Below are 26,563 nucleotides of genomic sequence, written 5' to 3' on the forward strand. Positions count from 1 at the left end.
TTTGCGAAACAAAGGTCCGGCGCACAGATGCACGCCGGACCCGAATAATCCCCTAAGGGATTACATGCCTTTGACGGCCATCAACGGGCCTGTGTTTACAGTGCCTTCATAGCTTTCCAGCGCCGCGTCGATGGAACCGCTGTTGACGAACACGTCAGCAACACCGCCCATAAACGTCTGGCTGCCGCCGCCGAACCATTTGGCGCTCAGCTGCTCTTCCACGGAGGGGAAGCTGAAGCCCGCCAGCGTCTCTGCTGTGGCTGCTTCGTCCATGCCTGCGTCTTTTGCAATCACGGGCAGCATTTTGGCCGCGTTCTCGCCACCGGAATTCCACATGGCGTTGGCATCTGCCGTCACCTTGAGGAACTTCGCCAGCTCGTCGCCATTCTCCGAGACATAGGCCGCAGGTGCGGATGTTACGTCAAACACCAGAATGCCCAGCTCTTCTTTCTCGGCACCGGTCAGCAGGATGTTGCCAGATTCTTTCATGCGGCGCAGCGCGCCACCCCACCCACATGCCATATCGACAGAGGCCTGGCTCAGGGCTGCTGCACCCTCGGCAGGGGCCATATCCACAACAGACATAGAACCTACATCAACACCAAAGTGCTCCATCTGCTTGAGAAAGCCGTAGTGCGCGGCGGTGCCAAGCGGCACAGCAACTTTCTTGCCTGCCAGCTCGCCTGCGGATGTCTTGTCGATCTCCAGACCAGAGGCAACAACACAGTTGTCGTTCTCAGAATAGGACACAGCCACATCAACGATCTGGATGTCCTGACCGCCCGATGTCGCCACAACGAATGGCGGCACACCCTGGCTGACCGAAATCTGTACGTCGCCCGATGCCATCGCTGCAGACATTGCAACGCCGCTGTCAAAGCTGACCCAATTGATTTTCTTGCCCAAGGCTTCCTCATACGTCCCGTTCACTTTCGCGAACTGGAATGGCATGGGCCACTCAAGGAAATAACCGACTGTAAGCTCGCCATGGCCATCTGCGAATGCAGATGTCGAAGCAATGCTCATGACAGCGCCGGCAACGAATGCACTTACTGTTTTCTTCATCATATAATCTTCTCCCAGTTTCATTTTTGCCCGTCTCCTTGTCAGAGCTCGGGATCGTTCGTTGTATTTACGACAACTGACGCAAGCACCCTGTGCGATGCCCGTGCCACTTGCAATACAGTTTTAAGCGGTTTCGAGACACAAGGACCCAATACTGCCGCCAACCGTTTTCCACCATTTTGCGGCGGTCAAGCCAAGTTCGGCTCTTTTCCAATGCGTTACCGGAAAAACAGCCCATCCCCACAATAAATGCGCATCTCCCGTGCGCCCTGCCAGAACATTCAGCACTCTGGCGCGTGCAGGTGAAAATCAAATGACCAGTTACAAACCCGCCATGAGTCCAGTTGGCCAACCACACACCCGTCAGCCCAACACAGCGCCACCTCGACCTGCGCCCACAACCGCCACTAAAGAGACCCTATGCTCCATACGTCTCAATATCCCGCAAAAAGGGTCGTGCGCGTCAGCGTCACCAACGCCAGACTGCTTTTGACACCGACAAACAGCCTGCTCGCTGCACGGGCGAAAACCAGCCAGAAACAAGCAATTTTATGATACCTTCAAAAACTGGCCCTATTCTTCGTCATGCTCTGGCCCTATTTCCAGAATGATTTTCCCCGTCTAACATAGTGAGATCACGGGAACGCTCTGCTGATTTCCCGCTATTCCTTACTCAACTGAAAGGTCGCCTCCATGGACGGTACATTTAACGAAAATGACATCTCCCGCATCGTAGAGGCGGACCGCGCGCACGTCTGGCACCACCTAAGCCAGCATAAACCCTATGAAACAAACGATCCGCGCATCATCGTCGAGGGCAAAGGCTTGCGCGTCTGGGACCAGCACGGCAAGGAGCATATCGACGCCGTCGCGGGCGGTGTCTGGACCGTCAACGTAGGCTACGGGCGCGAATCAATTGCCGACGCTGTGCGCGACCAATTGGTTAAACTCAACTTCTTCGGCGGCACCGCAGGCTCCATCCCCGGTTCCATCTTCTCCGAGATGCTGATTGCCAAAATGCCCGGAATGAGCCGCGTCTATTTCGCCTCCTCCGGCTCCGAGGCCAACGAAAAGGGCTTCAAAATGGTCCGCCAGATCGCGCACAAGCGTTACGGCGGCAAAAAGCACAAAATCCTCTACCGCGAGCGGGACTATCACGGCGGCACCATCGCCACGATGGCCGCAGGCGGTCAGGACGAGCGGAACGCGCAATACGGCCCCTTCCCCGACGGTTTCATCCGCGTCCCCCACTGCCTTGAATACCGCAAGCACGAACAAGACGGCGCACCAGATGAAAACTACGGCGTTTGGGCCGCCAACCAGATCGAAGAAGTCATCCTGCGCGAAGGTCCCGATACAGTCGGCGCCCTGTGCCTTGAGCCTGTCACGGCAGGCGGCGGCGTCATCACGCCCCCCGACGGCTATTGGGAGCGCGTGCGCGAAATCTGTGACCAGTACGATATTCTGCTGCACATCGATGAAGTCGTCTGCGGCGTGGGCCGCACAGGCACTTGGTTCGGCTATCAGCACTACGGTATCAAGCCTGACATGGTCAGCATGGCCAAAGGTGTGGCATCGGGTTACGCCGCCATCTCATGCCTTGTCACCACCGAAGCCGTGTTCGACATGTTCAAGGATGATGCCAGCGATCCCATGAACTACTTCCGCGACATCTCCACGTTTGGCGGCTGCACCGCAGGCCCCGCCGCCGCGATCGAGAACATGCGCATCATCGAGCGTGAGAACCTGCTGGAAAACTGCACCGCCATGGGCGACTATATGCTCGACCAGCTTGCAGCCCTGCAAGACAAACACCCTGTTATTGGTCAGGTACGCGGCAAGGGCCTGTTCCTCGGCGCCGAGCTGGTCGAAGACCGCACCACCAAAGCGCCCCTGCCCGAAAAGCTGGTCGGCGCCGTCGTCGGTGACTGTATGCAGCAAGGTGTCATCATCGGGGCCACCAACCGCTCCCTCCCGGGCAAGAACAACACGCTGTGCTTCTCACCCGCGTTGATCTGCACCAAAGACGACATCAACCAGATCGTCGACGCCCTAGACGGTGCATTGGGCCGCGTAATGGGCTAACCCGCCCGCCCTTTTCTGAAATTCAAAAGGCCCCGCTCACACGCGGGGCCTTTTGCATGTTCGCGCAAGCACCCCTTGCCTTACCACCCCTCCCTGACTAGCCTTTCGCTACGCGCGGCACAGACGCCGCCCGTTGGAGAGTTTATGTCTACGATTGCGGGAAACCGCTAAGTCCTGAACGGCAGGACACCCAAGCCTGAAGACGCCTGCACGCTCCTGCGGCGGGCATCCCATTTATGCGGCTTGCGCGCATCACACAGACTGTAAAAACAAATGATCCGCACAGGCCATGCGCCCGCACCAGCCATCACAGGCCACGGGGCGGCTTCATGAAAGTTACGAAACCAATGATAATACGACCCACCAAGCGCGGTGATATCCCGGCTCTCCAGCAGGTTCTTGACGACACCGAGCTTTTCCCCAGCGAAATGTTGCCCGATATGATCGACGGCTTTTTGACCACGGCGGACCCCGCCGATCTCTGGCTCACATGCGAAACAGACGGCACTGCAGTAGGTTTTTGCTATGCAGTGCCCGAGCAATTGGCGACAGGCGCGTGGAACATGCTGGCCATCGCGGTCGCACCTGCGCAGCAGGGCAATGGATGCGGCAGTGCGCTGGTCGCACGGTTAGAGACGGACCTGAAAGCGCGCAACCAGCGCATCATGATCGCCGATACATCCGGCACCGAAGCGTTTGCGCAAACCCGCATGTTCTACCACCAGAACGGCTACACCGAACAGGCCCGCATCAGGGATTTCTGGGCGGCAGGGGATGACAAGATCGTCTTTTGGAAGTCCCTTGCCTAAGCTCTGAACAACGGCGCTGGCCTGCCTTTTGGTGGGCCAGCAGCATCAGGCACTTTACTCCTTTTTCTTTCCGATCATCTCGCTGCGCCACTCCTCCATTTCGCGGTCAGCTGCCAACATAATGCGCGGCACAACGCGGTCATTGGGATAGGCCGATACATTGCCAGACACGACACCCGCATAATATATCCGCAGCACCTTATTGATACGCGGCCCATAGTTCGGGCCGATTTTGCGAAACCACGCCACCATATCGGCATCCAGCCGCAGCGTGACACGGGTCTTTTTACGCTTCACCTCGTCCCAGAAATCCAACCCGCTCCAATCGCTGGGCAGGCTGTGGTCCAACCAGTTCTGCGACATGTCTTCTTGCAGCCGCTCCAACTCGTGAATCATTTGGCTATGTGCATCCTTACGGTTCATCACCCGCTCCTGTGGTTTGTCCCCACCAACCAAACCCGCAGCACCCTAAAATCTTTATAAGACACCGCACGGTGTACCTGCGGTGTACAGGGGGTGTACGCATCGCACCGCGCCATTTTGAATCATTTTTCTTTTAATGAAACCAAAAGTCTCATTTTTATATTGAAGTTGCGTCTGAAACTGATAGGGTAGAGGTGTGGGTATACTCCATTTCGCCACGCAATAGGTCCAGATTGCTTTGCGGTTAGGTCCAGTGTATAAGGCCCCTTATGGCCCTCCCAGTCGAGACATTCTTTCTATCCCCTGATGCACAGGGCACGTTGCAGTCGCAGATCCAGCAGATGATCGCGCAGGGTATACTGTCGGGCCGGTTCCAGCGCGGTGAAAAGCTCCCCTCGACGCGCAAACTGGCCGCCCATCTGGGCCTCAGCCGCATTACCGTCACCATCGCCTATACCGAACTTCTGGCGAACGATTACCTGATGTCCAAGGGCCGCTCGGGCTATTATGTGTCAGACAATGCCCCCAGCCCGCCCAGCTTTACCCCCAGCCCAGACACACAAGATGCCGTTGATTGGACCCGCGCGATCGGCCAGCGTTTCAGCGGCGGTGTCACCCCGTCCAAACCGCAGGACTGGTCGCAATACCGATATCCATTTGTTTACGGACAGGCTGATCAATCCCTGTTCGACCACGCAAACTGGCGGCTTTGTGCGCTTCAGGCATTGGGGCAGCGCGACTTTAATTCCATGACATCAGACTACTACGATCAGGACGATCCGAACCTGATCGAGTTCATTGCGCGCCATACATTGCCCCGCCGCGGCATCACAGCCGCGCCCGAACAGATCCTTATTACGATGGGCGCGCAGAACGCGCTCTGGCTGACGGCACAGGTGTTGTTAACGCAACGCCGCCGCGCCGCGCTCGAAGACCCCTGCTATCACGCACTCCGCGATATTCTGATCCAGTCGCGCTGCCATGTGACGCCAGTGCGTGTTGACCATGACGGCCTGCCGCCTAATGCGATTCCGCCCGATACAGACGTGATTTTCACCACGCCCAGTCACCAATGCCCCACCAATGCCACCATGCCGATGGACCGCCGCCGCGCCTTGCTTGAGCGCGCGCGCGAGATTGACGCGATCATCGTCGAGGATGATTACGAATTCGAGACATCCTTCCTGCGCGCGCCTTCCCCTGCGCTCAAATCTCTCGATACGGACGGGCGCGTGATCTATGTCGGCAGCTTTTCCAAATCCCTCTTTCCGGGTTTGCGCCTTGGCTATCTGGTAGGGTCCGAACCATTTATCCGCGAGGCCCGCGCCCTGCGCGCCTCCGTGCTGCGCCATCCGCCCGGTCATATCCAGCGCACAGCATCGTATTTTCTGTCGCTCGGTCACTATGATGCGCTGATCCGCCGCATGGGGAATGCCCTGCACGAACGGCGCAGCTTAATGGAGGCCGGGATCACCCGCTACGGCCTGAATATCGCGGGCCAAGGCGCCCACGGCGGTTCCTCTTTCTGGATGCGCGCGCCAGACGGTCTGGACACCAAAGTGCTTGCCAAACGCCTGCGCGCCCAAGGGGTTCTCATAGAGCCGGGTCAATCCTTCTTCGGCGGCGAAACACAGCCTCACAACTTCTACCGTCTCGGCTATTCTTCCATTCCCGCAGCCCGCATCGAAGCAGGCCTGCAACTGCTCGCCTCCGAGATTGATCTCATGACCACTGCTGGCTCTATTCGGGCAGTATAACTGGCCCTAACTATTCGGCATCAAAAACCCTAATTTGCGCCATAACCAGATTCGCGTACACCTAATCTTAAGGATTACCTGCTATGAAAATGACGACCGAAGAAGCTTTTGTAAAAACGCTGCAACGCCACGGCATCCAGCATGCCTTTGGCATTATCGGCTCCGCCATGATGCCGATCTCCGATATCTTCCCCAAAGCAGGGATCAAATTCTGGGACTGCGCCCACGAAGGGTCCGCCGGCATGATGTCCGACGGCTACACGCGCGCGACTGGCAAGATGTCCATGATGATCGCACAGAATGGCCCCGGCATCACAAACTTTGTGACCGCCGTGAAAACCGCTTACTGGAACCACACGCCACTGCTGCTGGTCACACCGCAAGCCGCCAACAAGACAATCGGTCAGGGCGGCTTTCAGGAAATGGAGCAGATGAACCTGTTTGCCGATTGTGTGGCCTATCAGGAAGAAGTCCGCGACCCATCCCGCATTGCCGAAACGCTGAACCGCGTGATCATGCAGGCCAAACGCGCCTCTGGCCCCGCACAGATCAACATTCCACGTGATTTCTGGACACAAGTTATCGACATCGAAATCCCCGAAGTGGTTGATTTCGAACTGCCGCAGGGTGGCGACAATGCCGTTGCAAAAGCAGCCGAGATGCTATCGTCCGCCAAATTCCCTGTCATCCTGAACGGCGCTGGCGTTGTTCTGGCACAGGGCGGCATCGAAGCGTCCCGCGTGTTGGCCGAGAAGCTCGACGCGCCTGTTTGCGTCGGCTACCAGCACAACGACGCCTTTCCTGGCAACCACCCGCTGTTCGCTGGCCCGCTTGGCTATAACGGCTCGAAGGCAGGAATGGAGCTGATCTCGAAGGCCGACGTCGTGTTGTGCCTTGGCACCCGCCTCAACCCCTTCTCGACCCTGCCCGGCTACGGCATTGATTACTGGCCAACAGACGCCAAGATCATCCAGGTCGACATCAACCCAGACCGCATCGGCCTGACCAAAAAGGTCACTGTCGGCATCGTGGGTGACGCGGCCAAAGTGGCCACATCCATCACTGCCAAACTTGCCGATTCCGCAGGTGACGCAGGCCGCAAAGAGCGTACCGCCCTGATCGCCCAAACGAAATCTGCATGGGCGCAGGAACTCACCTCCATGACAGACGAGGCCGACGATCCGGGCACAGACTGGAACGTACGTGCCCGCGCTGCCAAGCCTGACTGGATGTCGCCCCGCATGGCATGGCGTGCGATCCAAGCGGCATTGCCGGTTGAAGCGATCATCTCCTCCGACATCGGCAACAACTGCGCCATCGGCAACGCCTACCCGTCCTTCAACGAGGGCCGCAAATATCTGGCGCCCGGCCTGTTTGGTCCCTGCGGCTATGGTCTGCCCGCGATTGTTGGCGCAAAAATCGGCCAGCCTGATGTGCCTGTCGTTGGTTTCGCGGGTGACGGTGCATTCGGCATCGCGGTGAACGAGCTGACGGCAATCGGCCGCGGCGAGTGGCCACCAGTGACGCAAATCGTCTTCCGCAACTACCAGTGGGGCGCGGAAAAGCGGAACTCTACCCTCTGGTTCGACGACAACTTTGTCGGCACAGAGCTGGATACAGAAGTGTCCTATGCAGGCATCGCGCAGGCTTGCGGGCTGCAAGGCGTCGTTGCCCGCACTCAGGAAGAGCTGACAGCAGCACTGGCCAAGGCGCTGGACGATCAGATGAACCACGGCAAAACCACACTGATCGAAGCAATGATCAACCAAGAGCTGGGCGACCCCTTCCGCCGCGATGCGATGAAGCAGCCGGTTCAGGTTGCAGGCATCGATGCGGCTGACATGCGCGAGCCTTCTGTCTAAACTGTGGCGGAAACCACATCAAACCAAAGGGTAAGGCCGATATGAGCGTTCTGCGCGACCTACAAAACCGCGCAGCCGCACGGCCTGCCCACATTGTCCTAAGCGAAGGCCACGACCCAAGGGTTGTGGCCGGCGCGCTTGCTGCCCTCGATGCAGGAATGGGGCCTATCACGCTAGTCGGCCCGCAGACCGCAATCACCGCGTTGCTGGCAGATGCGGGCGCTACAGGCCGCCAAGGCCTGCACATTCAGGACCCTGAAACCTCCGACCTCACTCCAGTTTACACAGCCCTCTATCTAGAGCTGCGTAGACACAAAGGCGTCAGCGAAGATGTAGCAGCCCAACAGGCCCGCGATCCGCTGATCTTTGCCGCGCTTATGGTGCGCAACGGCGATGCAGATGGCACCGTAGGCGGCGCCGTTGCCACCACCTCAGATACCGTACGCGCAGCCCTCACAATGATCGGCAAAGCCAAAGGTGCGGCACTCGTCTCTTCGTTTTTTCTAATGGCCTTGCCCGAAAACCACCCGTCTGGCCGCAGCGCCATGGTGTTCGGCGACTGTGGGCTGGTCATCGACCCCGATGCCGCCGAACTGGCCGCGATTGCCGCGCAATCGGCAAGCTCATGCAAGCAACTGTTGGGCGACGATCCAAAGGTCGCATTGCTCAGCTTTTCCACCAAAGGGTCCGCGCGCCACGACCACGTGACCAAAGTCACCGATGCGCTGGCAATCGTGCACAAGGATCACCCCGATCTGCCCGCGGATGGCGAGCTACAATTCGACGCGGCTTTCGTCCCCGATGTCGGCGCGTCGAAAGCGCCGGACAGCCCCACTGCCGGCCATGCCAATGTACTGATATTCCCCAATCTGGATGCAGGGAACATCGGTTACAAGATCGCCCAGCGCATCGGTGGCTGTGATGCCATCGGTCCTGTTCTGCAAGGCCTCACCAAACCGGCCAACGATCTGTCGCGCGGCTGCACTGCCGCCGACGTCACCAACATGATCGCGGTCACGACCCTACAAGCTGCCCCCTAAACCCCGTCAGGAGAGACAATGACCCAAAAGCAGCCCGTGCTGGACCTGAGCCCGAAAGTCTCTGACGAGATCCGCAAAACCACATGCTACATGTGCGCCTGTCGCTGCGGCATCAATGTTCATATGAAGAAAGACCCGCTCGGCGATTTGAAAGTCGCCTATATCGAGGGCAACCGCGACCATCCGGTAAACCAAGGCGTGCTCTGCGCCAAAGGCTCCGCTGGCATCATGCAGCATAACGCCCCCTCACGCCTCAAGTCCCCCATGAAGCGCGTAGGCGCGCGCGGCGAGGGCAAGTTCGAGGATATCAGCTGGGACGAGGCATACAGCATCGCCGAAAGCTGGCTGCGCCCGATCCGTGAGACGAACCCCGAAAAACTCGCCTTCTTCACAGGCCGCGACCAATCGCAATCCTTCACCTCCATGTTCGCGCAGAGCTTCGGCACGCCCAACTACGCAGCCCACGGCGGTTTCTGCTCCGTCAACATGGCCGCTGCTGGCATTTACACAATGGGTGGCGCGTTCTGGGAATTTGGCCAGCCCGACTGGGACCACACCAAGCTGTTTATGCTGTTCGGCGTGGCCGAGGATCACGACAGTAACCCCATCAAAATGGGTATCGGCAAAATCAAAAAACGCGGCGCCCGCGTGATTGGCGTGAACCCGATCCGCACAGGCTATAACGCCGTAGCGGACGATTGGGTCGGCATCACACCCGGCACCGATGGCTTGTTCATCCTGTCGATGATCCACTGCCTGATGAAGGCGGGCAAGATCGACCTGCACTACCTCGCGCAATACACAGACGCCGCCGTGCTGATAAACGGCGACGAGAAATCCCCCGAATACGGCCTGAAACTGCGCGACGACAACGGCAAAGAGCTGGTCATCGACCGCAACACAGGCAAACTTACCCCCTACGATCAAAAAGGGGTAAAACCCGATCTCGCCGCCACCCACCGCGAGGCGGGCATCACCCATCGGCCTGTTTTCCACCAGATGGCTGACATGTATCTGGATGAGCAATACGCCCCCGAAGCAGTCGCCGAGCGGTGCGGCATTTCTGCCGAGCGCATCCGCACACTTGCGTCCGAGCTTGCCCGCGTCGCCTTTGACGAGGCGTTCGAGCTTGAACATGAATGGACCGATTTCCGCGGCGAGCATCACAAGACGATGACAGGCCGCCCCGTCTCCTTCCACGCCATGCGCGGTATTTCAGCCCACGCAAACGGTTTCCAGACCTGCCGCGCCCTGCACACGCTGCAAATCATCCTTGGCACCGTGGAAGTGCCAGGCGGCTTCCGCTTCAAACCGCCCTACCCCAAGCCCGCAACTGCCCACCCCAAGCCGCACTGCAAAGTCACGCCCAACGCACCGCTAGACGGCCCGCACCTCGGCTTCGTGCATGGCCCCGACGATCTGGCGCTCAAGGAAGACGGCAGCCCAGCGCGCATCGACAAAGCCTTCACATGGGAAAACCCCATGTCCGCCCACGGCCTCATGCATATGGTGATCTCCAACGCCTACGCGGGCGATCCCTACAAAATCGACACGCTGTTCATGTATATGGCCAACATGTCGTGGAACTCCTCGATGAACACCACAGGCGTGCAGGACATGCTAACGGACCGCGACGAAAGCGGCGAATACGTCATCCCGCGCATCATCTACTCCGATGCCTATTCATCCGAAATGGTGGCCTATGCTGACCTCATCCTGCCCGACACAACCTATCTTGAGCGTCACGATTGTATTTCCCTGCTCGACCGCCCGATTTGCGAGGCTGACGCCGTGGCAGACGCAATCCGCTGGCCCGTGGTAGAACCTGACCGCAACGTCAAAGGCTTCCAATCTGCCCTCTGCGACCTTGGCGCACGCCTCGGCTTGCCCGCCTTCACCAACGAGGACGGCACCCAGAAATACGCCGATTACGCCGACTATATCGTCAACCATGAACGCCGTCCGGGTGTTGGCCCCCTCGCTGGCTGGCGCATGGGCGAAAACGGCTTGCAAGGCGGGCGCGGCGCACCCAATGCCAGCCAGCTGGACAACTACATCGAAAACGGCGGCTTTTATGTCGAACATATTCCCGACGGGGCCAACTACTACAAACCGTGGAACGCCGATTATCAGGACTGGGCCGTAAAGATGGGCCTCTATGACAGCCCTCAGCCGTACCTCTTCAGCCTCTACGCCGAGCCGATGCGCCGCTTCCAACTTGCTGCCGAGGGGCACGGCGATCGCCAGCCCCCCGACCACCTGCGCGCGCGTATCAAAGAGAAAATGTCCCCCCTGCCCATCTGGTACGAGACAGACCAGCAGGGCAACGACGGCTTCACCATCACAGCACTCACCCAACGCCCCATGGCGATGTATCACAGCTGGGGCAGCCAGAATGCATGGCTGCGCCAACTGCACGGCCGCAACCCGATGTATATGCCAACAAACCTTATGCGCCAGCACAGCCTCAGCGATGGAGACTGGGCCGAGATCACCTCGCCACACGGCACCATTACCGTGCCTGTGATGGAAATGGCTGCGCTCAACGCCAACACGATCTGGACATGGAACGCTATCGGCAAACGCAAAGGCGCATGGGCGCTGGATGAAAAAGCCCCCGAAGCCACCAAAGGCTTCCTGCTCAACCACCTCATCCACGAATTGCTCCCGCCCAAAGGCGACGGATTGCGCTGGGCCAACTCCGATCCGATCACAGGACAGGCCGCGTGGTTCGACCTGAAAGTCGCCGTCAAAAAGGTAGCGGCCCCCCTCGATGCCCAATCCCAACCGAACATGCCTCCCATCAACTCCCCCGTCGGCCAAGGGCCAAAGGCGCTGAAATGGAAGGTCGGCCAATGATGTCTATTTTTCTTGGCCTTAAATCCTCCGGGGGAATCGGCCACAGGACGATGGGGGCTGGCCCCCATACAACATCTATCAAGGAGCAGACACGATGACCCAACTGCCCACCCATACCGAAAAGAAACTCGGCCTCGTCATTGATCTGGATACCTGCGTGGGCTGCCATGCCTGTGTGATATCGTGCAAAGGCTGGAACACCGAAAACTACGGCGCACCGCTCAGCGATCAAGACCCCTACGGCGCAGACCCTTCGGGCACCTTCCTCAACCGCGTGCACAGCTACGAGGTCCAGCCGACCATGCTCAAGGACCAGCCTGCACCCGATGCGCAACTGATCCACTTTCCCAAATCCTGCCTGCATTGCGAGGACGCGCCTTGTGTTACCGTCTGCCCCACAGGGGCCAGCTATAAACGCGTCGAAGACGGCATCGTTCTGGTGAACGAAAGCGATTGCATCGGCTGCGGGCTGTGCGCATGGGCATGCCCCTACGGCGCGCGTGAGTTGGATCAGGCCGAAGGTGTGATGAAAAAATGTACCCTCTGCGTGGACCGCATTTACAACGAAAATCTGCCCGAAGAGGATCGTGAGCCCGCTTGCGTGCGCACCTGCCCGTCAAATGCCCGCCACTTCGGCGATCTGGGTGATCCGGATTCGGACGTCAGCAAACTGGTGGCCGAGCGCGGCGGCATAGACCTGATGCCCGAGCAAGGCACAAAACCCGTGAACAAGTACCTGCCGCCTCGTCCCAAGGACCAGCTGGCTCTGCCTCAGGACGAGCAGATCGACATTCTCGCCCCCTACCTTACGCCGGTCGCTACGGAAACCAAAGGCTTCCTCAGCTGGCTCGACAAAACGCTGGAGAAACTCTGATGCATCCCGCTCCTTCCGTTATCATCTTTTCCACCTTCTCGGGTCTGGGCTTTGGCCTGCTGATCTTTATGGGGCTGGGCATCCACGCGCCCACAGGCTTTGTGGGCTTTGTGTTCTTTGCGCTGGCCTATTTGCTGGCCGTGGGTGGTCTGGTTTCCTCCACCTTCCACCTTGGCCGTCCCGAACGCGCACTCAAAGCGTTCACACAGTGGCGCTCCAGCTGGCTCTCGCGTGAAGCTTGGTGTGCTGTCGCCGCATTGGTCCTGATGGCGATCTACGGCGCTGGTCTTGTGTTCTTTGCCCAGCAATGGACCCTGATCGGCATCCTTGGCGCCATCGCATCGCTGGGGACGGTCTTCACCACTTCAATGATCTACGGCCAACTAAAAACAATTCCGCGCTGGAACAGCTTTTACACCTCGGCCAATTTCATGTCCCTGTGCATCGCAGGGGGCGCATTGCTGGCGGGACAAGTCAGAACCGCCATTCCTCTGCTTGTGCTCGCAGGGATCATTCAGATCGGTACATGGTTGCGTGGCGATACTGCTTTCGCAAACAGTGGCACCAACATGCAGACCGCCACCGGTCTGGGCAATATTGGCACCGTCCGCGCGTTTGAGCCACCACACACAGGCACCAACTACCTGCTGCGCGAATTTGTGCACGAAATCGGCCGCAAGCATGCGCAAAAGCTGCGCATCATCGCCATCGGGCTGATGACTGTCCTGCCTGTTCTTGTCCTGCTGCCACCCTTCAACCACTGGCTCGCCCTGATTGCCGTGTTGGCCCATGTGGCAGGTGTGCTGGCTGCACGCTGGTTGTTCTTTGCACAGGCCGAACACGTGGTCGGCCTCTATTACGGCAAGCGATGAGCGATATCAAAATCCGCGCCGCAGCCGAAGGTGATGCTGCGGCGCTGACGACACTTGTTTACCACTCCAAACAATCAAACGGCTATGACGAAGCCTTTATGGCGCAATGTGTGGACGCTCTGCGCGTGACACCCCAGCGCCTGACCCAGATCGAATTCCTGGTCGCCGAAGCCGAAGGCACCCTGCTCGGCTGTGCAGCACTTGACCGCCGCAACACCGAAGCCGCCTGCGCCGAGATCTGCCTGTTCTTCGTCTCACCAGATCACAAACGCCGCGGGATCGGGCAACAGCTTTGGTCGACACTGCTGGCCCGCGCCCGTGCAACAGGCCTCACGCGGCTGGTGCTGGATGCCGATCCTGCTGCCGTCCCGTTCTATGAAAGGCTGGGCTTTGTCACGCTTTACCAGACACCCTCCAGCGCCATTGCAGACCGCACCCTGCCGCATATGGCCCGCGACATCTGACCACCTGCGCTAAAGCGGCAACCGCTTTTCCACCACCCGCGCCATCACAGATGCGCCAATCGGCAAAATCGCAGGGTCCAGTTTAAAGGCAGGGTTGTGCAGCGCCATGGTCCCGCCATGCCCCACAACACAATAGGCGCCCGGCACCACTTTGAGCATGTCGGCAAAGTCCTCGGACCCCGTCGCGGGGTCTTGTTTCTCAAAGGTGTTGTCCGCCCCGACAATGTCCGCCGCCGCCTCCAGATAGGCGTCCGATAGTGCATCATCGTTGATCAGCACGTCAAAGACATTGCGCAAATCACAGTCGATCCGTACATCATGGGCAATGGCGAACCCGTCACAAATCGCCTGCATCCGTGTGGCGGCCAACGCGTAAACCTCGTCCTTGAAATAACGGATCGTACCGCCCAGCGTCGCCACCTCTGGCACCACGTTATAGGCCGCGCCCGCGTGAATTTGCGTCACTGACAACACACAAGTATCCAGCGGCGGCACATTGCGGCTTAGGATGGTTTGCAATTCGGTGGCTAGGCTGGCGGCGATAATCAACGCGTCCTTGCTCTGGGAAGGCATGGCCGCATGGCTGCCCTTGCCCGTCACCATGATATCAAAAAACGCAGCCCCCGCCATGGCAGTGCCTTTGGTGATGCCCACTTTGCCCAACTCTCCTCCTGGCCAGTTGTGCATCCCGTAGATCTCGTCGCAGGGAAACTGCTCGAACAATCCATCAGCGATCATCTGGCGCGCACCGCCCAGGCCCTCTTCGGCGGGCTGGAACACCAGCACAGCCGTGCCGTCAAAATCACGTGTCGCGGCCAGATGCTTGGCCGCGCCCAACAGCATCGTCGTATGTCCGTCATGGCCACAGGCATGCATGACGCCGTCATTCTTCGAGGTATATTCAACGCCCGAAATCTCATGGATCGGCAGCGCATCCATATCCGCGCGCAGGCCCACGCGGCGGTTGCCCTTTTGCTTGCCATGGATCAGCCCGACAACGCCCGTTTTTCCCAACCCCGTATAGACCTCGTCCACGCCGTAGTCGCGCAGCTTGTCCGCGACAATGCCGCTTGTGCGCACTTCGGTAAAACCGATCTCGGGGTGCGCATGAAGATCACGGAAAATCTCTGTCAGCTCGTCTGTGCTGTTATTGATAAGGGGAAGGATGTTCATGGCTGCGGCCTCCGGAAATACGTGGGTTTCACCCACCCTACGCCCGAAATCCCGCGTTGTGTAGGGTGGGTCAAACCCACCCCCAATGTGCCTATTTCATCAGGCCTGCGTGGCGCAGACCTGCGTCAATCAACGCGCGTGTCTCGTCCGCCAGTGCTGTCAACGGCAACCGCACCTCTTCAGAGCACAGGTCAAGCCGCGACATGGCGTATTTCACCCCAACCAGACCCGGCTCGGTAAAGATCGCCTGATGTAGCGGCATCAGTTGGTCCTGAATTTCCAGCGCCTTTGCATAATCCCCCGCCTTGCAGGCCGCCTGCAGCTGCGCTGTCAGCGCCGGTGCCACATTCGCCGTGACCGAGATACAACCAACGCCGCCCTGAGCGTTAAACCCGTGCGCCGTCCCGTCCTCGCCAGACAGCTGAATGAAATCAGCGCCACATGTGATCCGCTGCGCGCTGACGCGGGACAGATCGGCAGTGGCGTCCTTGACGCCCACAATGCGTGGCAGCTTGGCCAGCTCGCCCATAGTGGCGGGGGTCATATCAATGACCGAACGGGGGGGAATGTTGTAGATAATGATCGGCAGTTCGCAGCAGTCATGCACCGCCGTGAAATGCGCAATCAGCCCACGCTGTGTAGGCTTGTTGTAATAGGGTGTCACAACCAGAACACCGTCCGCGCCCACCTTTTCGGCGTGCTGCGCCAGACGGATGCTTTCCAGCGTATTGTTGCTGCCTGCGCCTGCAATCACGGGAATGCGCCCTGCGGCGGCTTTGACCACCTCTTCCACAACCATCTCATGCTCGCGGTGGGTCAGCGTGGGTGATTCGCCCGTGGTCCCCACAGGCACCAGCCCGTTAGAGCCTTCGCCCACGTGCCATTCCACCAGTTTCTTGAGTGTTTCGATATCCAGCTCGCCGTTGCGAAACGGCGTGACGAGGGCAGGCATAGAACCTGAAAACATGTGCACGCTCCTTATGTGCTGGAGACCGCAGTGGCCGCCGTGGGTGAAAGCATCCCAATTCAACAGGGACACAAGAGAAACAATGCCTGCGCGCGAAGGCGTGAATTGAACCCGCGCACATATAGGCTATGCTCACAGGCTCTACTGTGACCGATATAGGAAATGCAAGCCATGACACGCTATCTGACGGCCCTGTTGCTGCTCTGTGCCATGGCACTCCCCGCGATAGCAGAGCGTCCACGCCCGCTGGGTTGGGGTCTGGACGCCATGCGCAATGGCGATTTTACAGCAGCCGAAAACATCGCCGAACGTGACGGGATCGTCGCGCGCGATGTGATCGTGTGGCACCGTCTGCGCGCACAGCGCGGCAGCTACGCCCAGATCATCGATTTCATCAAACGCCGTCCCGACTGGCCCGGTATGGAATACCTGCGCCGCCGCTCGGAACCCGAAGTCATCAAGCAAAGCGATGCAGAAATCCTCGCATTCTTCGCGCAAGTTCCGCCGCAAACACCGCGCGGCGTGCTGGCCCATGCAAAAGCTCTTACCGCCACGGGCGACAGCGGATCAGCGCAGGCCAGCATCGTCCAGGCATGGCGCACCATGCCAATGAACGCCAATTCCCAGGCCGCCTTTCTAGCTGCCCATGCAGACCTGCTCAAATCCCACCATGATGCACGGCTCGACGCGATGGTCTGGCAGCGCGAATATGACGAGGCCCGTCAGATGTACGGCGTGGCCAGCCGCAGCGCACAGCAGGCCGCCGAATCGCGCATCGCTTTCTATCGCCGCACAGGTAACGCAGCCAACATCTACGAAAAACTACCCGCCGCGCTACAATCCACAGGCGGGGTGAACCACGCGCGGTTTGAATGGCGCGTCCGCAAGGGCCGCATCGGCGATGCGAAAGAACTTTTGCTTGAGGCCTCCAAAAGCATCGAAAGCCTTGGTGACCCCGCCGCATGGGGCAACCGCCGCCGTGCATTGGCACGCGGCGAAATGCGTTCGGGCGACAAACAGCGCGCCTATGCGATAGCCTCGCAGCACTTCCTGACCGAAGGGTCCGATTACGCCGATCTGGAATGGCTGTCGGGCTACATTTCCCTGCGTTTTCTGGGCGACCCGATGCGCGCCCATCAGCATTTTCTGAACCACGATTCAGCCGTTGAATCCCCCATCAGCCAAGGCCGTGCAGGATATTGGCAGGGCCGCGCACTAGAGGCCGCTGGCGATAACGAAGGCGCGACTGCTGCCTATGCAATGGGCGCAAACTACCAGACATCCTTCTATGGCCTGCTCGCAGCAGAGCGCGCGCGCATCCCGTTTCCCGAAAAACTCCGCGGCCTGCCACCCGAGCAGGACTGGCGCACCAGCCCGCTGGCAAAAGCGCCCCTGTTCGAGGCAGGTCTGCTGCTGCAAGCCTCGGGCGAGATGAACCTCGCCGAGCGGTTCTGGACCCATCTGGCCGAACAACTGCTGGAGCCTGATCTGGAGCTGTTGGGCCAAGCAGCCATAGACGTGGGCCAACCCCATATCGCCGTGATGATAGGCAAACGCGCCGCAAGACGCGGGCTTGAGATCGCGGCCCCCTACTATGCCCTGCACCCGCTGGCTCAGGCCGATCTGCCCATGGCACCTGAAATGTCGCTGGCCATTGCGCGACGCGAAAGCGAATTTGACCCTGTCGTGCAATCAGGTGTCGGCGCACGCGGCCTGATGCAGCTGATGCCCGCCACCGCCAAAGAGGTTGCTCAAAAACTGGGGATCGCGCCGCAGCACAGCACCGCGCGCCTGACGGCAGATCCAGTCTATAACGCGCGCCTAGGCACCCAATATCTGGCCGAGCTTGCAGGCCGTTTCGACGGCAATGTGGTTATGATGTCCGCAGGCTATAACGCAGGCCCCAGCCGCCCAATCCGCTGGATGAACGACTATGGCGATCCGCGCACGGGCGATATCTATGTCGTCGACTGGGTCGAAATGGTCCCCTTCCGCGAGACGCAGAACTACATCATGCGCGTGACAGAAAGCCTGCCCATCTACCGCGCCCGTCTGGGCCGCGAGGCGCTGCCGATCCCCTTTTATGAGGAGCTTATCGGCTCAACCCTGCTGTCGTTCGCGCCAAAAGGTGAATAGTCCGGCAGCCACAATGATCGCACACCCGATGATGACATTGGTGCTGACCGTCTCGCCGAACAGCGCAATCCCGATGGTCGCGGCAAAGACAAGCTGCAAATAGGCAAAAGGCTGCACCGCGCTGGCCTCTGCCGCCTCATAACAGCGGATCAGCAGCCAGTGGCCCGTCACGCCTGTCAGACAAAGGCAGATCATCCAGACCCAGTCCTGCCCGCTCATCGGCTCCCAGAACCACGCGCCCAGCAGGGTCATGGCAACGCCCCCCACCATCCCTGTCCAGAAAAAGCTGGTGGCAGTGCTGTCACGCCGCCCCGCATACCGCGTGAGTAAGCCGTAGACCGCAAACATCGCAGCTGCCAACAACGGGATCAGCGCGCGTATGTCAAACACCCCCACGCCAGGCTGTAGGATAATAATCACCCCGACAAACCCAACACCAATCGCCGCCCAGCGCCGCCAGCCTACATGCTCGCCCAATACAGGCCCCGACAGGGCCGCGACCAGCAGCGGATAGCAGGTAAACACCGCATGGCTCTCGACCAGCCCCAGAATGGTAAAGGCAGAGACCATAACGCAAATCTCAAGGCTCAACAGCAGGCCACGTGTGATCTGGATCAGCGGCTGTTCGGTCCGCGCTGCAGCGATGATGCCGCCTGCGCGCCGTTTGGCAATGGCGATCACGAAGGCAGCAAAGAACCAATAGCGGATCATCACCACCATCAGCACGTTGTATTCACCCGCCAGATGCCGCGAAAGTCCGTCCTGCACGGCAAACACGAATGTCGTCGCGATCATCAGGCCAATGCCCAACGGGATGTTGTTACCCTGGCTCACCGCAGGACCGCGCGCGTCATATGCCGCTTGCGGCCATAGCCCTGCACGCGCGCCACCTCAAACCCTGCATCCTGCAATCCGCGCCGCACGAAACCCGCCGCCGTATAGGTGGCTGCAGTCCCGCCTGTGGCCGTATGCGCCGCCACCTGCACCATCAATTCGGGCGACCAAAGCTCGGGGTTTTTCGCAGGCGAAAACCCGTCCAGAAACCACGCATCCGCTTGGCCGTCCCACGAAGGCAAAGTTACCCGCGCATCGCCCACCACAACACGCAAATCAAAATCAGGCCCCTCCAGATGGGTCGGAAACGCAGCCGCTTGCACCAGATCATCGGGCAACCCGTCAAACGCACCCAACGCAGCGCGGATATCATCCATCGCCATGGGATAAGCCTCAAAACTGGTGAACAGCAGCCGCCCGCCACAGGCCGCAGCCCGAAACGCCCGCAATGCCACGCAAAAATTCAACCCCGTGCCAAACCCCAGTTCCGCCACGTGAAACCCGTCCGCAAACCGCGCAGGCAGGTCATTTCCTGCCAGAAAGACATGGGCCGTTTCATCCATCCCGTTCTCTAGGCTGAAATACGGATCGTCAAAGCGGGTAGAGACAGGCACGCGCCCGTCCCGCCATTCGATATCTGCCGTCTGGTCCTGCACGCTGCTGCCCTATATCACTCGGTCAATCGCAGTTAGCGCGCAATCAAAGGCCAGAGCAATGACCGATATCACCATTCGCGGCGCAGGCATCTTTGGCCTGTCTATCGCATGGGCCTGCGTCCAGCGCGGCGCCACCGTGCAAATCATCGACCCCAATGGCGCAGGCGCAGGCAGCAGCGGCGGCATCGTTGGTGCATTGGCCCCCCATGTGCCCGAAAACTGGAACCCCAAAAAAGCCTTCCAGCTCGAAAGCCTTCTCATGGCCGAAGCATTTTGGGAAGACATCGCACAGACAGGCGGCAAATCCGCAGGCTATGCGCGCACAGGCCGCTTACAACCCATCGCGGACGAAGCAGCCCGCGCCTTGGCACTGCGCCGCAAAGAGACAGCAAAAGATCTCTGGCAAGACGCCGCAATCTGGGAGGTCGTCCCCGCGCCGCAGAGCGAATGGCAACCACTCAGCCCCGATCAGCACCTTATCCGCGACACACTCAGCGCCCATATGCACCCGCGCCAAGCCTGCGATGCACTGGTCGCCGCGCTGGCCGCACGCGGGGTGGCGGTGCAATCCGGTGCGCCCGACAAAGGCGCGGTCATCTGGGCCACTGGCGTTGCGGGGCTAGAAGCGTTGAACAAGACCCACACCCGCAGCATGGGCAATGGCGTAAAAGGCCAAGCCGCCCTGCTGGAGTACAACGCCGCTGGCAGCCCGCAGCTTTTTTCGGGCGGCGTGCATATCATTCCCCACCTCGACGGCACCGTCGCCATCGGCTCCACCTCCGAGCGGGAGTATGATGACCCCGCCAGTACCGATGCGCAGCTGGACGATGTCGTCGCCCGCGCCCGTGCCGCAGTGCCAGCGCTAAAGGATGCACCCGTGATTGCCCGTTGGGCAGGCGTGCGCCCCCGCGCCCGCTCCCGCGCGCCAATGCTGGGGGCATGGCCCGATCGTGCAAGGCATTTCATTGCCAACGGCGGCTTCAAAATCGGCTTTGGCATGGCCCCGAAGGTGGCCGAAGTTATGGCCGATCTGGTCCTGACGGAAACAGACACAATCCCCGAAGGCTTCCGCGTGGAGGATAACCTGTGACACCCGAACTCGACACACTCGATCATCTGGTCCTAACCGTGGCAGACATCCCCGCCACGATTACGTTTTATACCCAATCTCTCGGCATGACCCACACGCCCTTTACGGTTGCCGATGGCACCACCCGTCACGCCCTGCGCTTTGGCGATATGAAGATAAACCTGCACCAGTGCGGGGCCGAATTTGAACCGAAGGCGGCACATGTCCAGACGGGCTCTGCCGATCTGTGCTTTCTAACCGCCACGCCGCTGGCGCAGTGGCAGGAGCACTTGGCGAAACACGGCACCAAGGTCGAAAACGGCCCCGTAGCGCGCACTGGTGCTACGGGGCCGATCCTGTCTGTTTATCTGCGCGACCTCGACGGAAACCTGATCGAGATCAGCACGCAGACCTAGCGGCCAATCTCGGCGCGCAGGTTATCCATCAACGCCGTCAGCTCCTTGATATACATCTCGCCCGTCAAATGGCCGTTGTCGTCAAACGCCTCATAGCTGGCAGCAAGGTGAATCTCCGGCCCTTGCAGAATACGCGGACGAAACGGCACCATGAACCCGCGCAATACCATCTGCGCGCGCTCACCGCCCGCACGGCCCGCTGCTGCCGACATTACGGCCACAGGTTTGCCGCCCCACGGCTTGATCTGCGAACGGCTGATCCAGTCCAACGCGTTCTTTAGCGCGCCAGAGGGGCCTTTGTTGTATTCAGGGGTCGAAATCAGAACAGCATCCGCATCGGCAATCTGCTGGGCCAGCGCATCCACCGCCGCAGGCACACCGCTCGCTTCCTCGTCATCGCCATTGTACAGTGGCAGGTTGATATCCGCTTGGCTATACTGTGCGTCGCCAAACAGACGCGCCGCCTCTGCCAGCAGTTTTGTATTGTCGCTCTGTGCGCGCAGTGATCCCGATATCCCGAGAAGCTTGATAGTCGCCATTGTTTTATTCCTTACTATGTTGTTCTGCCTTACTACTTGCGACGATTGCGCTCCGTCTCAAGGCCTGTCCGCACACATGATCTGTGCGCAGATGCGCGACACATAAAAAAGCCCCGCGGGCAGTGCTGCACACGGGGCTTTCAATCGGTATCTGTGAGGGAAATCAGGCCGCGTTAGGCAGAATTACAATCTCCACACGGCGGTTTTGTGCCTTGCCCTGAGCGTTGAGGTTGCTTGCCACTGGCTGCGCCTCGCCGCGGCCAAACGACTGGATCCGCTGGGACGGCACACCAGCACCGATCAACACCGAGGCCACAGCATTCGCGCGGCTTTCAGAGAGTTGCTGGTTGAACCCCGCCTCCCCGTCGCTGTCCGTGTGACCAACAATCTGGATCGTGGAATCAGGATAGGCCCGCAGGTTGCCCGCAATGGCCCCCAGATCACGCTGCAAATCGGGACGCACTGCGCTGGAACCTGACGCAAACAGGATATCCTGCGGCAGCGTTACGATCAAACGGTCGCCTGTGTTGTTGATGGTCACGTTGTCATTGCCAAGGCTCTGGCGCAGGTCGCGCTCCTGACGGTCCAGCAACGCACCGCCGCCCGCACCGATGGCCGCACCGATCAACGCACCGCGCACGGCCCCCTGATCACGGTTGCCATCACCCTTGGACAGCGCGCCAATCAACGCGCCCGCACCCGCGCCAATCAATGCACCGTTCTTGGTGCGCTGGTTCGGATCATCGGGCTGCGCAAGGATCGAGCCGTTGGGATCGGTACATGCCCCAAGAACAAGGATACCCGTCACCGCAGCAACAAGCGGAAATTTCAGAAATGTCATAGTACTACTGCCTTACTGTTTCGGCTCCGTTCGGGCGAAGCATCTTTTCGGTAAACGCAATATAAGGCGGATTGGTTCACGGCAAAATGCCCGATTACGGGGAATAAGCGGGATGCCGCGCACATTTGCCTGCACGCGCGGTGCACGCGCGGTGCAAGTTACAGAGCGTCCGTCCGCGCCGCCTCATAGCCCAGCATGGCCCGCTTCATCGGCAGCCCCCAGTGATAGCCGCCCAATTCACCCGATTTTCGCAGCACACGGTGGCACGGGATCAAATAGCCGATGGGGTTACGCCCCACTGCTGTACCTACCGCCCGCACCGCGCGCGGATTGCCTATTGCTTGGGCAATCGCGCCATACGTCGTCACAGCGCCTTCGGGCAGCGCGAGCAGCGCTTCCCAGACCTTGATCTGGAAAGGCGCACCAATGAGGTAGAGCGGTGCGCGGTCCAGTGTGCCTTCCATCCCGAATGCGGTCAGAACCCACGGGCGCAGCCGCATAGGATCTTCTGTAAAAGTCGCAGCAGGCCAGCGCGCCAGCAATTCGGCCATCGCCGCCTCTTCGCCCGTCTCGGCAGCCAGCGACAGCCCGCAAATGCCCTTATCCGTACCCATCACCACCGCCGCGCCGAACGGTGTCTCGAACCAGCCCCAGAATATCTCCAGTCCCGCCCCGCCCGCGGCATACTCTCCGGGGCTCATCGCCTCCCAGCGCACAAACAGATCGTGCAGGCGCCCCGTCCCCGACAACCCCGTGGAATGCGCCGCTTCCAGCGTTGTGAACCGCTCGCGCAGCAGGGTCTTGGCGTGGCCCAGTGTCAGATATTGCTGATAGCGTTTGGGCGACACCCCCGCCCAATTCGAGAAGACGCGCTGGAAATGCGCCACGCTCATCCCCATTTCACTGGCCAAGGCCTCAAGGCCCAGCGGCGCTTCGGAGGCGTCAATCAGTTCAATCGCCCGCGCAATCACACCGTAGTGATAGCTCTGGCTGGGGTCGTGCGGGCCGTCCCGCCTTTGTGTCTGGGCTTGTGTCATAGGGCCACAATATGCCCTGCCCGCCTTGCACGCGACCCGAAACCTGCGCATACCTTTGCGCCATGAGCAAACCAAGCAAACAACTCGATTATCACACCATCCGCGCCATCATGGAACGCTTCCACGAGGCAGATCCAGAGCCCAAGGGCGAGCTGGAGCATGTGAACGTCTACACGCTGGTCGTGGCCGTGGCCCTCTCGGCCCAAGCGACAGACGTCGGCGTCAACAAAGCCACCCGCGCCCTTTTCCAGATCGCGGACACCCCCCAAAAAATGCTCGATCTGGGCCTTGAGGGGCTGACCGAGCATATCAAGACAATCGGCCTGTTCCGTCAAAAGGCCAAAAACGTGATGAAGCTCAGCCAGATTCTGGTGGAGGAATACGGCGGCGTGGTCCCCAACTCCCGCGCGGCCCTGCAATCCCTGCCGGGTGTGGGCCGCAAAACCGCCAATGTCGTGCTGAATATGTGGTGGCAGCAGCCTGCCCAAGCGGTCGATACCCATATCTTTCGCGTCGGCAACCGCACCGGCATCGCACCGGGCAAAACAGTCGAAGCGGTTGAGCGCGCAGTCGAGGATAACATCCCCGCCGATTTCCAGCTTCACGCGCACCACTGGCTGATCTTGCACGGGCGCTATCACTGCAAAGCCCGCAAACCCCAATGCCGCACCTGCATCATCAAAGACCTGTGCCAATACAAGGACAAAACAGAATGAAGACTTACGACCTCGTCGGTATCGGCAACGCCGTGGTAGATGTGATCGCCCCATCCGAAGATGCTTTTCTGGACGGCATGGGCATCGACAAAGGCATTATGCAGCTGATCGAACAAGACCGCGCAGAAACACTCTATGCCGCGATGGGCGAGCGGGTGCAGACACCCGGTGGTGCTGTGGCCAATACCATTGCAGGCGTTGGCGCACTGGGCCTGAATACCGCCTTTATCGGGCGCGTGCGCGATGATGCTCTGGGCCACTTCTATTCTGATGCCATGACCGAAAACGGCATTGATTTCGTCAATCCGCCCGTGGCCGATGGCAACCGCCCCACCTCGCGCAGCATGATTTTTGTCACCCCCGATGGCGAGCGGTCGATGAATACGTATCTGGGCATCTCCACGGGTCTGTCCTCGGCGGATGTGCCCGCTGATGTGGCGGGCCGCGCCAAGATAATGTTCCTCGAAGGATACCTCTTTGACCAAGACGCAGGTAAAACCGCATTCCGCGAAGCGGCCCGCGCAGCATCGGCTGGCGGCGGCATGGCGGGTATCACCATTTCCGATCCCTTCTGCGTAGAGCGTCACCGCGCTGATTTTCTGCAAATGATCGAACACGAACTGGATTTCGTGATCGGCAACGAGGCCGAGATCAAATCCCTCTTCGAGACGGACGATCTGGAGGCAGCAATGCTCGAAACCGCCGCCATGTGCCGTGTCATGGTCTGCACCCGTGGAGGTGACGGTGTGACCATTATCCGCGATACCGAACGCGTTGATATTCCCGCCCCTGCCCGCGTCACACCCGTAGACGCAACAGGCGCAGGCGATCAGTTCGCGGCGGGCTTCATCTATGGTATGGCCACAGGTCGCGATATCGAGACATGCGGGCGCATGGGCAACCTCTGCGGTGCCGAAGTCATCTCCCACATCGGGCCACGCCCCGAAAAGGACATGATGGAAGAATTCCGCAAAGCAGGGCTGGTCTGATGCTGGGCGACGGTCAGTATGCGGTCCCGCAGGGCAAACTTCCGGTGATCGTCACCTATCTGGAAATGCATGCCCGCGCCGCGACCAAAGATGCGGCGCTGCCTGCGGGCCTGACATTTCGGCAGGTCACGCCCACGCTGGCATGGTACCGCGATGTATTCTCCCGCGTCGGCTCTCAGGACTGGCTGTGGTATGGCCGCCTGAAATTGTCGGACGCCGAGTTGCAAGCCATCCTTGATGACCCCCAAGTCCACTTCTACACCCTGACCAAAGATGGCCGTGACGAAGCCCTGCTAGAGCTTGATTTCCGCGAAAGCGGTGCTTGTGAGCTGGCCTATTTCGGCCTCACCTCCGCGCTGATCGGCACAGGGGCGGGCCGCTATCTGATGGACCGCGCCATTGATCTGGCCTGGTTGCAGGATATCAAGCGGTTTCACGTTCACACCTGCACCATCGACAGCCCCCAAGCGCTCGGTTTTTACGTGCGCTCGGGTTTCACACCGTACAAGCGGGAAGTCGAGATTGACGACGATCCCCGCAGTATCGGGCTGTTGCCCGAAACCCATGGCGCACGCACTCCGATCATCTAGCGTTACAGCTTGTCGGCAAACGCCTTCAGCACTGCGGCATAGACATCGCGCTTGAACGGCACGATGCCGTCCAACATCGCCTCGGGCGCAATCCATCGCCACGCGCCAAACTCGGGCTCGGCCGTGGCGATGTTCACCTGATCGTCCGTGCCGTGGAACCGCAGCAAAAACCACCTCTGCTCTTGGCCGCGGTATTTGCCTTTCCACAGCTTTGGCACCAACTCATGCGGTAATTCATAGGGCAGCCAATCATCCGTCTGCGCCGCAACTGTCACCAGATCGCGGGTGATACCTGTCTCTTCTTCCAACTCGCGCAGCGCCGCCTGCTCGGGGTCCTCCCCCGGATCAACGCCGCCCTGCGGCATCTGCCACGCGTCATAGTTGCGGTCCAGCCGCTGACCCACAAACACCTCGCCGCCTGCGTTTATCACCATCACCCCCACACAGGGGCGGTAGGGCAGTTTTTCAATCTCTTCCGGCGTCATGCACA

Annotated in this window: 25 protein-coding genes; 15 read left to right on the forward strand and 10 right to left on the reverse strand. The window is 59.8% G+C overall.

Going from position 1 to position 26,563, the window contains the following annotated elements; translation table 11 throughout:
* Positions 1–60 precede the first annotated feature (60 nt).
* The gene (locus tag Q0903_RS04710) at positions 61–1,065 is read right to left on the reverse strand and encodes an ABC transporter substrate-binding protein (RefSeq protein WP_299414478.1); all 1,005 of its coding nucleotides are present in this window, start codon (positions 1,063–1,065) and stop codon (positions 61–63) included.
* A 693-nt stretch (positions 1,066–1,758) separates the two neighbouring features.
* On the opposite strand from Q0903_RS04710, the gene Q0903_RS04715 reads away from it, so the two are divergent.
* Both Q0903_RS04715 and Q0903_RS04720 read left to right on the forward strand, forming a co-directional pair.
* Positions 1,759–3,150: an aminotransferase class III-fold pyridoxal phosphate-dependent enzyme gene (locus Q0903_RS04715; protein WP_299413281.1), complete on the forward strand. Its 1,392-nt coding sequence runs from the start codon at positions 1,759–1,761 to the stop codon at positions 3,148–3,150.
* 329 nt (positions 3,151–3,479) lie between these two features.
* Complete coding sequence (locus tag Q0903_RS04720; RefSeq protein ID WP_299413282.1) at positions 3,480–3,959, forward strand: GNAT family N-acetyltransferase; 480 nt, start codon at positions 3,480–3,482, stop codon at positions 3,957–3,959.
* A 54-nt stretch (positions 3,960–4,013) separates the two neighbouring features.
* On the opposite strand, the gene Q0903_RS04725 is transcribed toward Q0903_RS04720, so the two are convergent.
* A complete protein-coding gene (locus Q0903_RS04725) occupies positions 4,014–4,382 on the reverse strand; it encodes a BrnA antitoxin family protein (protein ID WP_299025780.1) in 369 nt (122 codons plus the stop codon).
* Positions 4,383–4,651: 269 nt separating this feature from the next.
* On the opposite strand from Q0903_RS04725, the gene Q0903_RS04730 reads away from it, so the two are divergent.
* The 7 genes from Q0903_RS04730 to Q0903_RS04760 all read left to right on the forward strand — a co-directional run bounded on the left by Q0903_RS04730 (position 4,652) and on the right by Q0903_RS04760 (position 14,110).
* A complete protein-coding gene (locus tag Q0903_RS04730) occupies positions 4,652–6,139 on the forward strand; it encodes a PLP-dependent aminotransferase family protein (RefSeq protein WP_299413284.1) in 1,488 nt (495 codons plus the stop codon).
* 83 nt (positions 6,140–6,222) lie between these two features.
* On the forward strand, positions 6,223–8,001 hold the full coding sequence (xsc, locus tag Q0903_RS04735; RefSeq protein ID WP_299025786.1) for a sulfoacetaldehyde acetyltransferase: 1,779 nt from the start codon (positions 6,223–6,225) through the stop codon (positions 7,999–8,001).
* A 41-nt stretch (positions 8,002–8,042) separates the two neighbouring features.
* Complete coding sequence (pta, locus tag Q0903_RS04740; RefSeq protein WP_299413286.1) at positions 8,043–9,041, forward strand: phosphate acetyltransferase; 999 nt, start codon at positions 8,043–8,045, stop codon at positions 9,039–9,041.
* Between the two features lie 18 nt (positions 9,042–9,059).
* Complete coding sequence (locus Q0903_RS04745) at positions 9,060–11,900, forward strand: molybdopterin oxidoreductase family protein (protein WP_299025792.1); 2,841 nt, start codon at positions 9,060–9,062, stop codon at positions 11,898–11,900.
* 94 nt (positions 11,901–11,994) lie between these two features.
* A complete protein-coding gene (locus Q0903_RS04750) occupies positions 11,995–12,774 on the forward strand; it encodes a 4Fe-4S dicluster domain-containing protein (RefSeq protein ID WP_299413288.1) in 780 nt (259 codons plus the stop codon).
* Positions 12,774–13,646 (forward strand): DmsC/YnfH family molybdoenzyme membrane anchor subunit, encoded by an 873-nt coding sequence (locus tag Q0903_RS04755; protein ID WP_299025797.1) that lies wholly within the window; start codon positions 12,774–12,776, stop codon positions 13,644–13,646. Before Q0903_RS04750 ends, Q0903_RS04755 begins: the two co-directional genes overlap by 1 nt.
* A complete protein-coding gene (locus tag Q0903_RS04760; protein WP_299413290.1) occupies positions 13,643–14,110 on the forward strand; it encodes a GNAT family N-acetyltransferase in 468 nt (155 codons plus the stop codon). The genes Q0903_RS04755 and Q0903_RS04760 overlap by 4 nt, the downstream gene beginning before the upstream one ends.
* Positions 14,111–14,119: 9 nt before the next feature.
* Here Q0903_RS04760 and Q0903_RS04765 read toward each other — a convergent pair whose 3' ends face one another.
* Together Q0903_RS04765 and dapA are read right to left on the reverse strand one after the other, a co-directional pair.
* Positions 14,120–15,283, reverse strand: coding sequence for a M20 aminoacylase family protein (locus tag Q0903_RS04765; protein WP_299413292.1), 1,164 nt, complete (start codon positions 15,281–15,283; stop codon positions 14,120–14,122).
* 91 nt (positions 15,284–15,374) lie between these two features.
* Entirely contained in the window at positions 15,375–16,250 is an 876-nt protein-coding gene (dapA, locus tag Q0903_RS04770) for a 4-hydroxy-tetrahydrodipicolinate synthase (RefSeq protein ID WP_299025807.1), read from the reverse strand.
* A 162-nt stretch (positions 16,251–16,412) separates the two neighbouring features.
* On the opposite strand from dapA, the gene Q0903_RS04775 reads away from it, so the two are divergent.
* Positions 16,413–18,386: a lytic transglycosylase domain-containing protein gene (locus Q0903_RS04775; RefSeq protein WP_299413294.1), complete on the forward strand. Its 1,974-nt coding sequence runs from the start codon at positions 16,413–16,415 to the stop codon at positions 18,384–18,386.
* Here the strand turns inward: Q0903_RS04775 and Q0903_RS04780 are convergent.
* Together Q0903_RS04780 and mnmD are read right to left on the reverse strand one after the other, a co-directional pair.
* Complete coding sequence (locus Q0903_RS04780; RefSeq protein WP_299413296.1) at positions 18,351–19,220, reverse strand: DMT family transporter; 870 nt, start codon at positions 19,218–19,220, stop codon at positions 18,351–18,353. The two genes, Q0903_RS04775 and Q0903_RS04780, sit on opposite strands and share 36 nt — an antisense overlap.
* Positions 19,217–19,876: a tRNA (5-methylaminomethyl-2-thiouridine)(34)-methyltransferase MnmD gene (gene mnmD, locus Q0903_RS04785; RefSeq protein WP_299413298.1), complete on the reverse strand. Its 660-nt coding sequence runs from the start codon at positions 19,874–19,876 to the stop codon at positions 19,217–19,219. Before mnmD ends, Q0903_RS04780 begins: the two co-directional genes overlap by 4 nt.
* 58 nt (positions 19,877–19,934) lie before the next feature.
* Here mnmD and Q0903_RS04790 point away from each other — a divergent pair, with 58 nt between their 5' ends.
* Both Q0903_RS04790 and Q0903_RS04795 read left to right on the forward strand, forming a co-directional pair.
* Positions 19,935–20,966: an FAD-dependent oxidoreductase gene (locus Q0903_RS04790; protein ID WP_299413300.1), complete on the forward strand. Its 1,032-nt coding sequence runs from the start codon at positions 19,935–19,937 to the stop codon at positions 20,964–20,966.
* A complete protein-coding gene (locus Q0903_RS04795) occupies positions 20,963–21,361 on the forward strand; it encodes a VOC family protein (protein WP_299413303.1) in 399 nt (132 codons plus the stop codon). The genes Q0903_RS04790 and Q0903_RS04795 overlap by 4 nt, the downstream gene beginning before the upstream one ends.
* On the opposite strand, the gene Q0903_RS04800 is transcribed toward Q0903_RS04795, so the two are convergent.
* The 3 genes from Q0903_RS04800 to Q0903_RS04810 form a co-directional block, all read right to left on the reverse strand.
* Positions 21,358–21,900, reverse strand: coding sequence for an NADPH-dependent FMN reductase (locus Q0903_RS04800; protein ID WP_299413304.1), 543 nt, complete (start codon positions 21,898–21,900; stop codon positions 21,358–21,360). The genes Q0903_RS04795 and Q0903_RS04800 overlap by 4 nt on opposite strands.
* Before the next feature lie 163 nt (positions 21,901–22,063).
* Positions 22,064–22,741, reverse strand: a complete 678-nt coding sequence (locus tag Q0903_RS04805) for an OmpA family protein (protein WP_299025827.1) — start codon at positions 22,739–22,741, stop codon at positions 22,064–22,066.
* 158 nt (positions 22,742–22,899) lie between these two features.
* Positions 22,900–23,778, reverse strand: coding sequence for a bifunctional helix-turn-helix domain-containing protein/methylated-DNA--[protein]-cysteine S-methyltransferase (locus Q0903_RS04810; RefSeq protein ID WP_299413307.1), 879 nt, complete (start codon positions 23,776–23,778; stop codon positions 22,900–22,902).
* 62 nt (positions 23,779–23,840) lie between these two features.
* Here Q0903_RS04810 and nth point away from each other — a divergent pair, with 62 nt between their 5' ends.
* The 3 genes from nth to Q0903_RS04825 are packed head-to-tail and all read left to right on the forward strand — an operon-like array spanning position 23,841 to position 26,073.
* A complete protein-coding gene (gene nth / locus Q0903_RS04815) occupies positions 23,841–24,494 on the forward strand; it encodes an endonuclease III (RefSeq protein ID WP_299025833.1) in 654 nt (217 codons plus the stop codon).
* A complete protein-coding gene (locus tag Q0903_RS04820) occupies positions 24,491–25,483 on the forward strand; it encodes an adenosine kinase (protein ID WP_299025835.1) in 993 nt (330 codons plus the stop codon). Before nth ends, Q0903_RS04820 begins: the two co-directional genes overlap by 4 nt.
* Complete coding sequence (locus Q0903_RS04825; RefSeq protein ID WP_299413310.1) at positions 25,483–26,073, forward strand: GNAT family N-acetyltransferase; 591 nt, start codon at positions 25,483–25,485, stop codon at positions 26,071–26,073. Before Q0903_RS04820 ends, Q0903_RS04825 begins: the two co-directional genes overlap by 1 nt.
* A 2-nt stretch (positions 26,074–26,075) precedes the next feature.
* Here Q0903_RS04825 and Q0903_RS04830 read toward each other — a convergent pair whose 3' ends face one another.
* Positions 26,076–26,558 carry an RNA pyrophosphohydrolase gene (locus Q0903_RS04830; RefSeq protein WP_299025840.1) on the reverse strand — a complete coding sequence of 161 codons (483 nt, stop codon included), beginning with the start codon at positions 26,556–26,558 and terminating at the stop codon, positions 26,076–26,078.
* Positions 26,559–26,563: the final 5 nt, after the last annotated feature.

Origin of the sequence: uncultured Sulfitobacter sp., from assembly GCF_947502895.1 — a bacterium.
GTDB lineage: Bacteria > Pseudomonadota > Alphaproteobacteria > Rhodobacterales > Rhodobacteraceae > Sulfitobacter.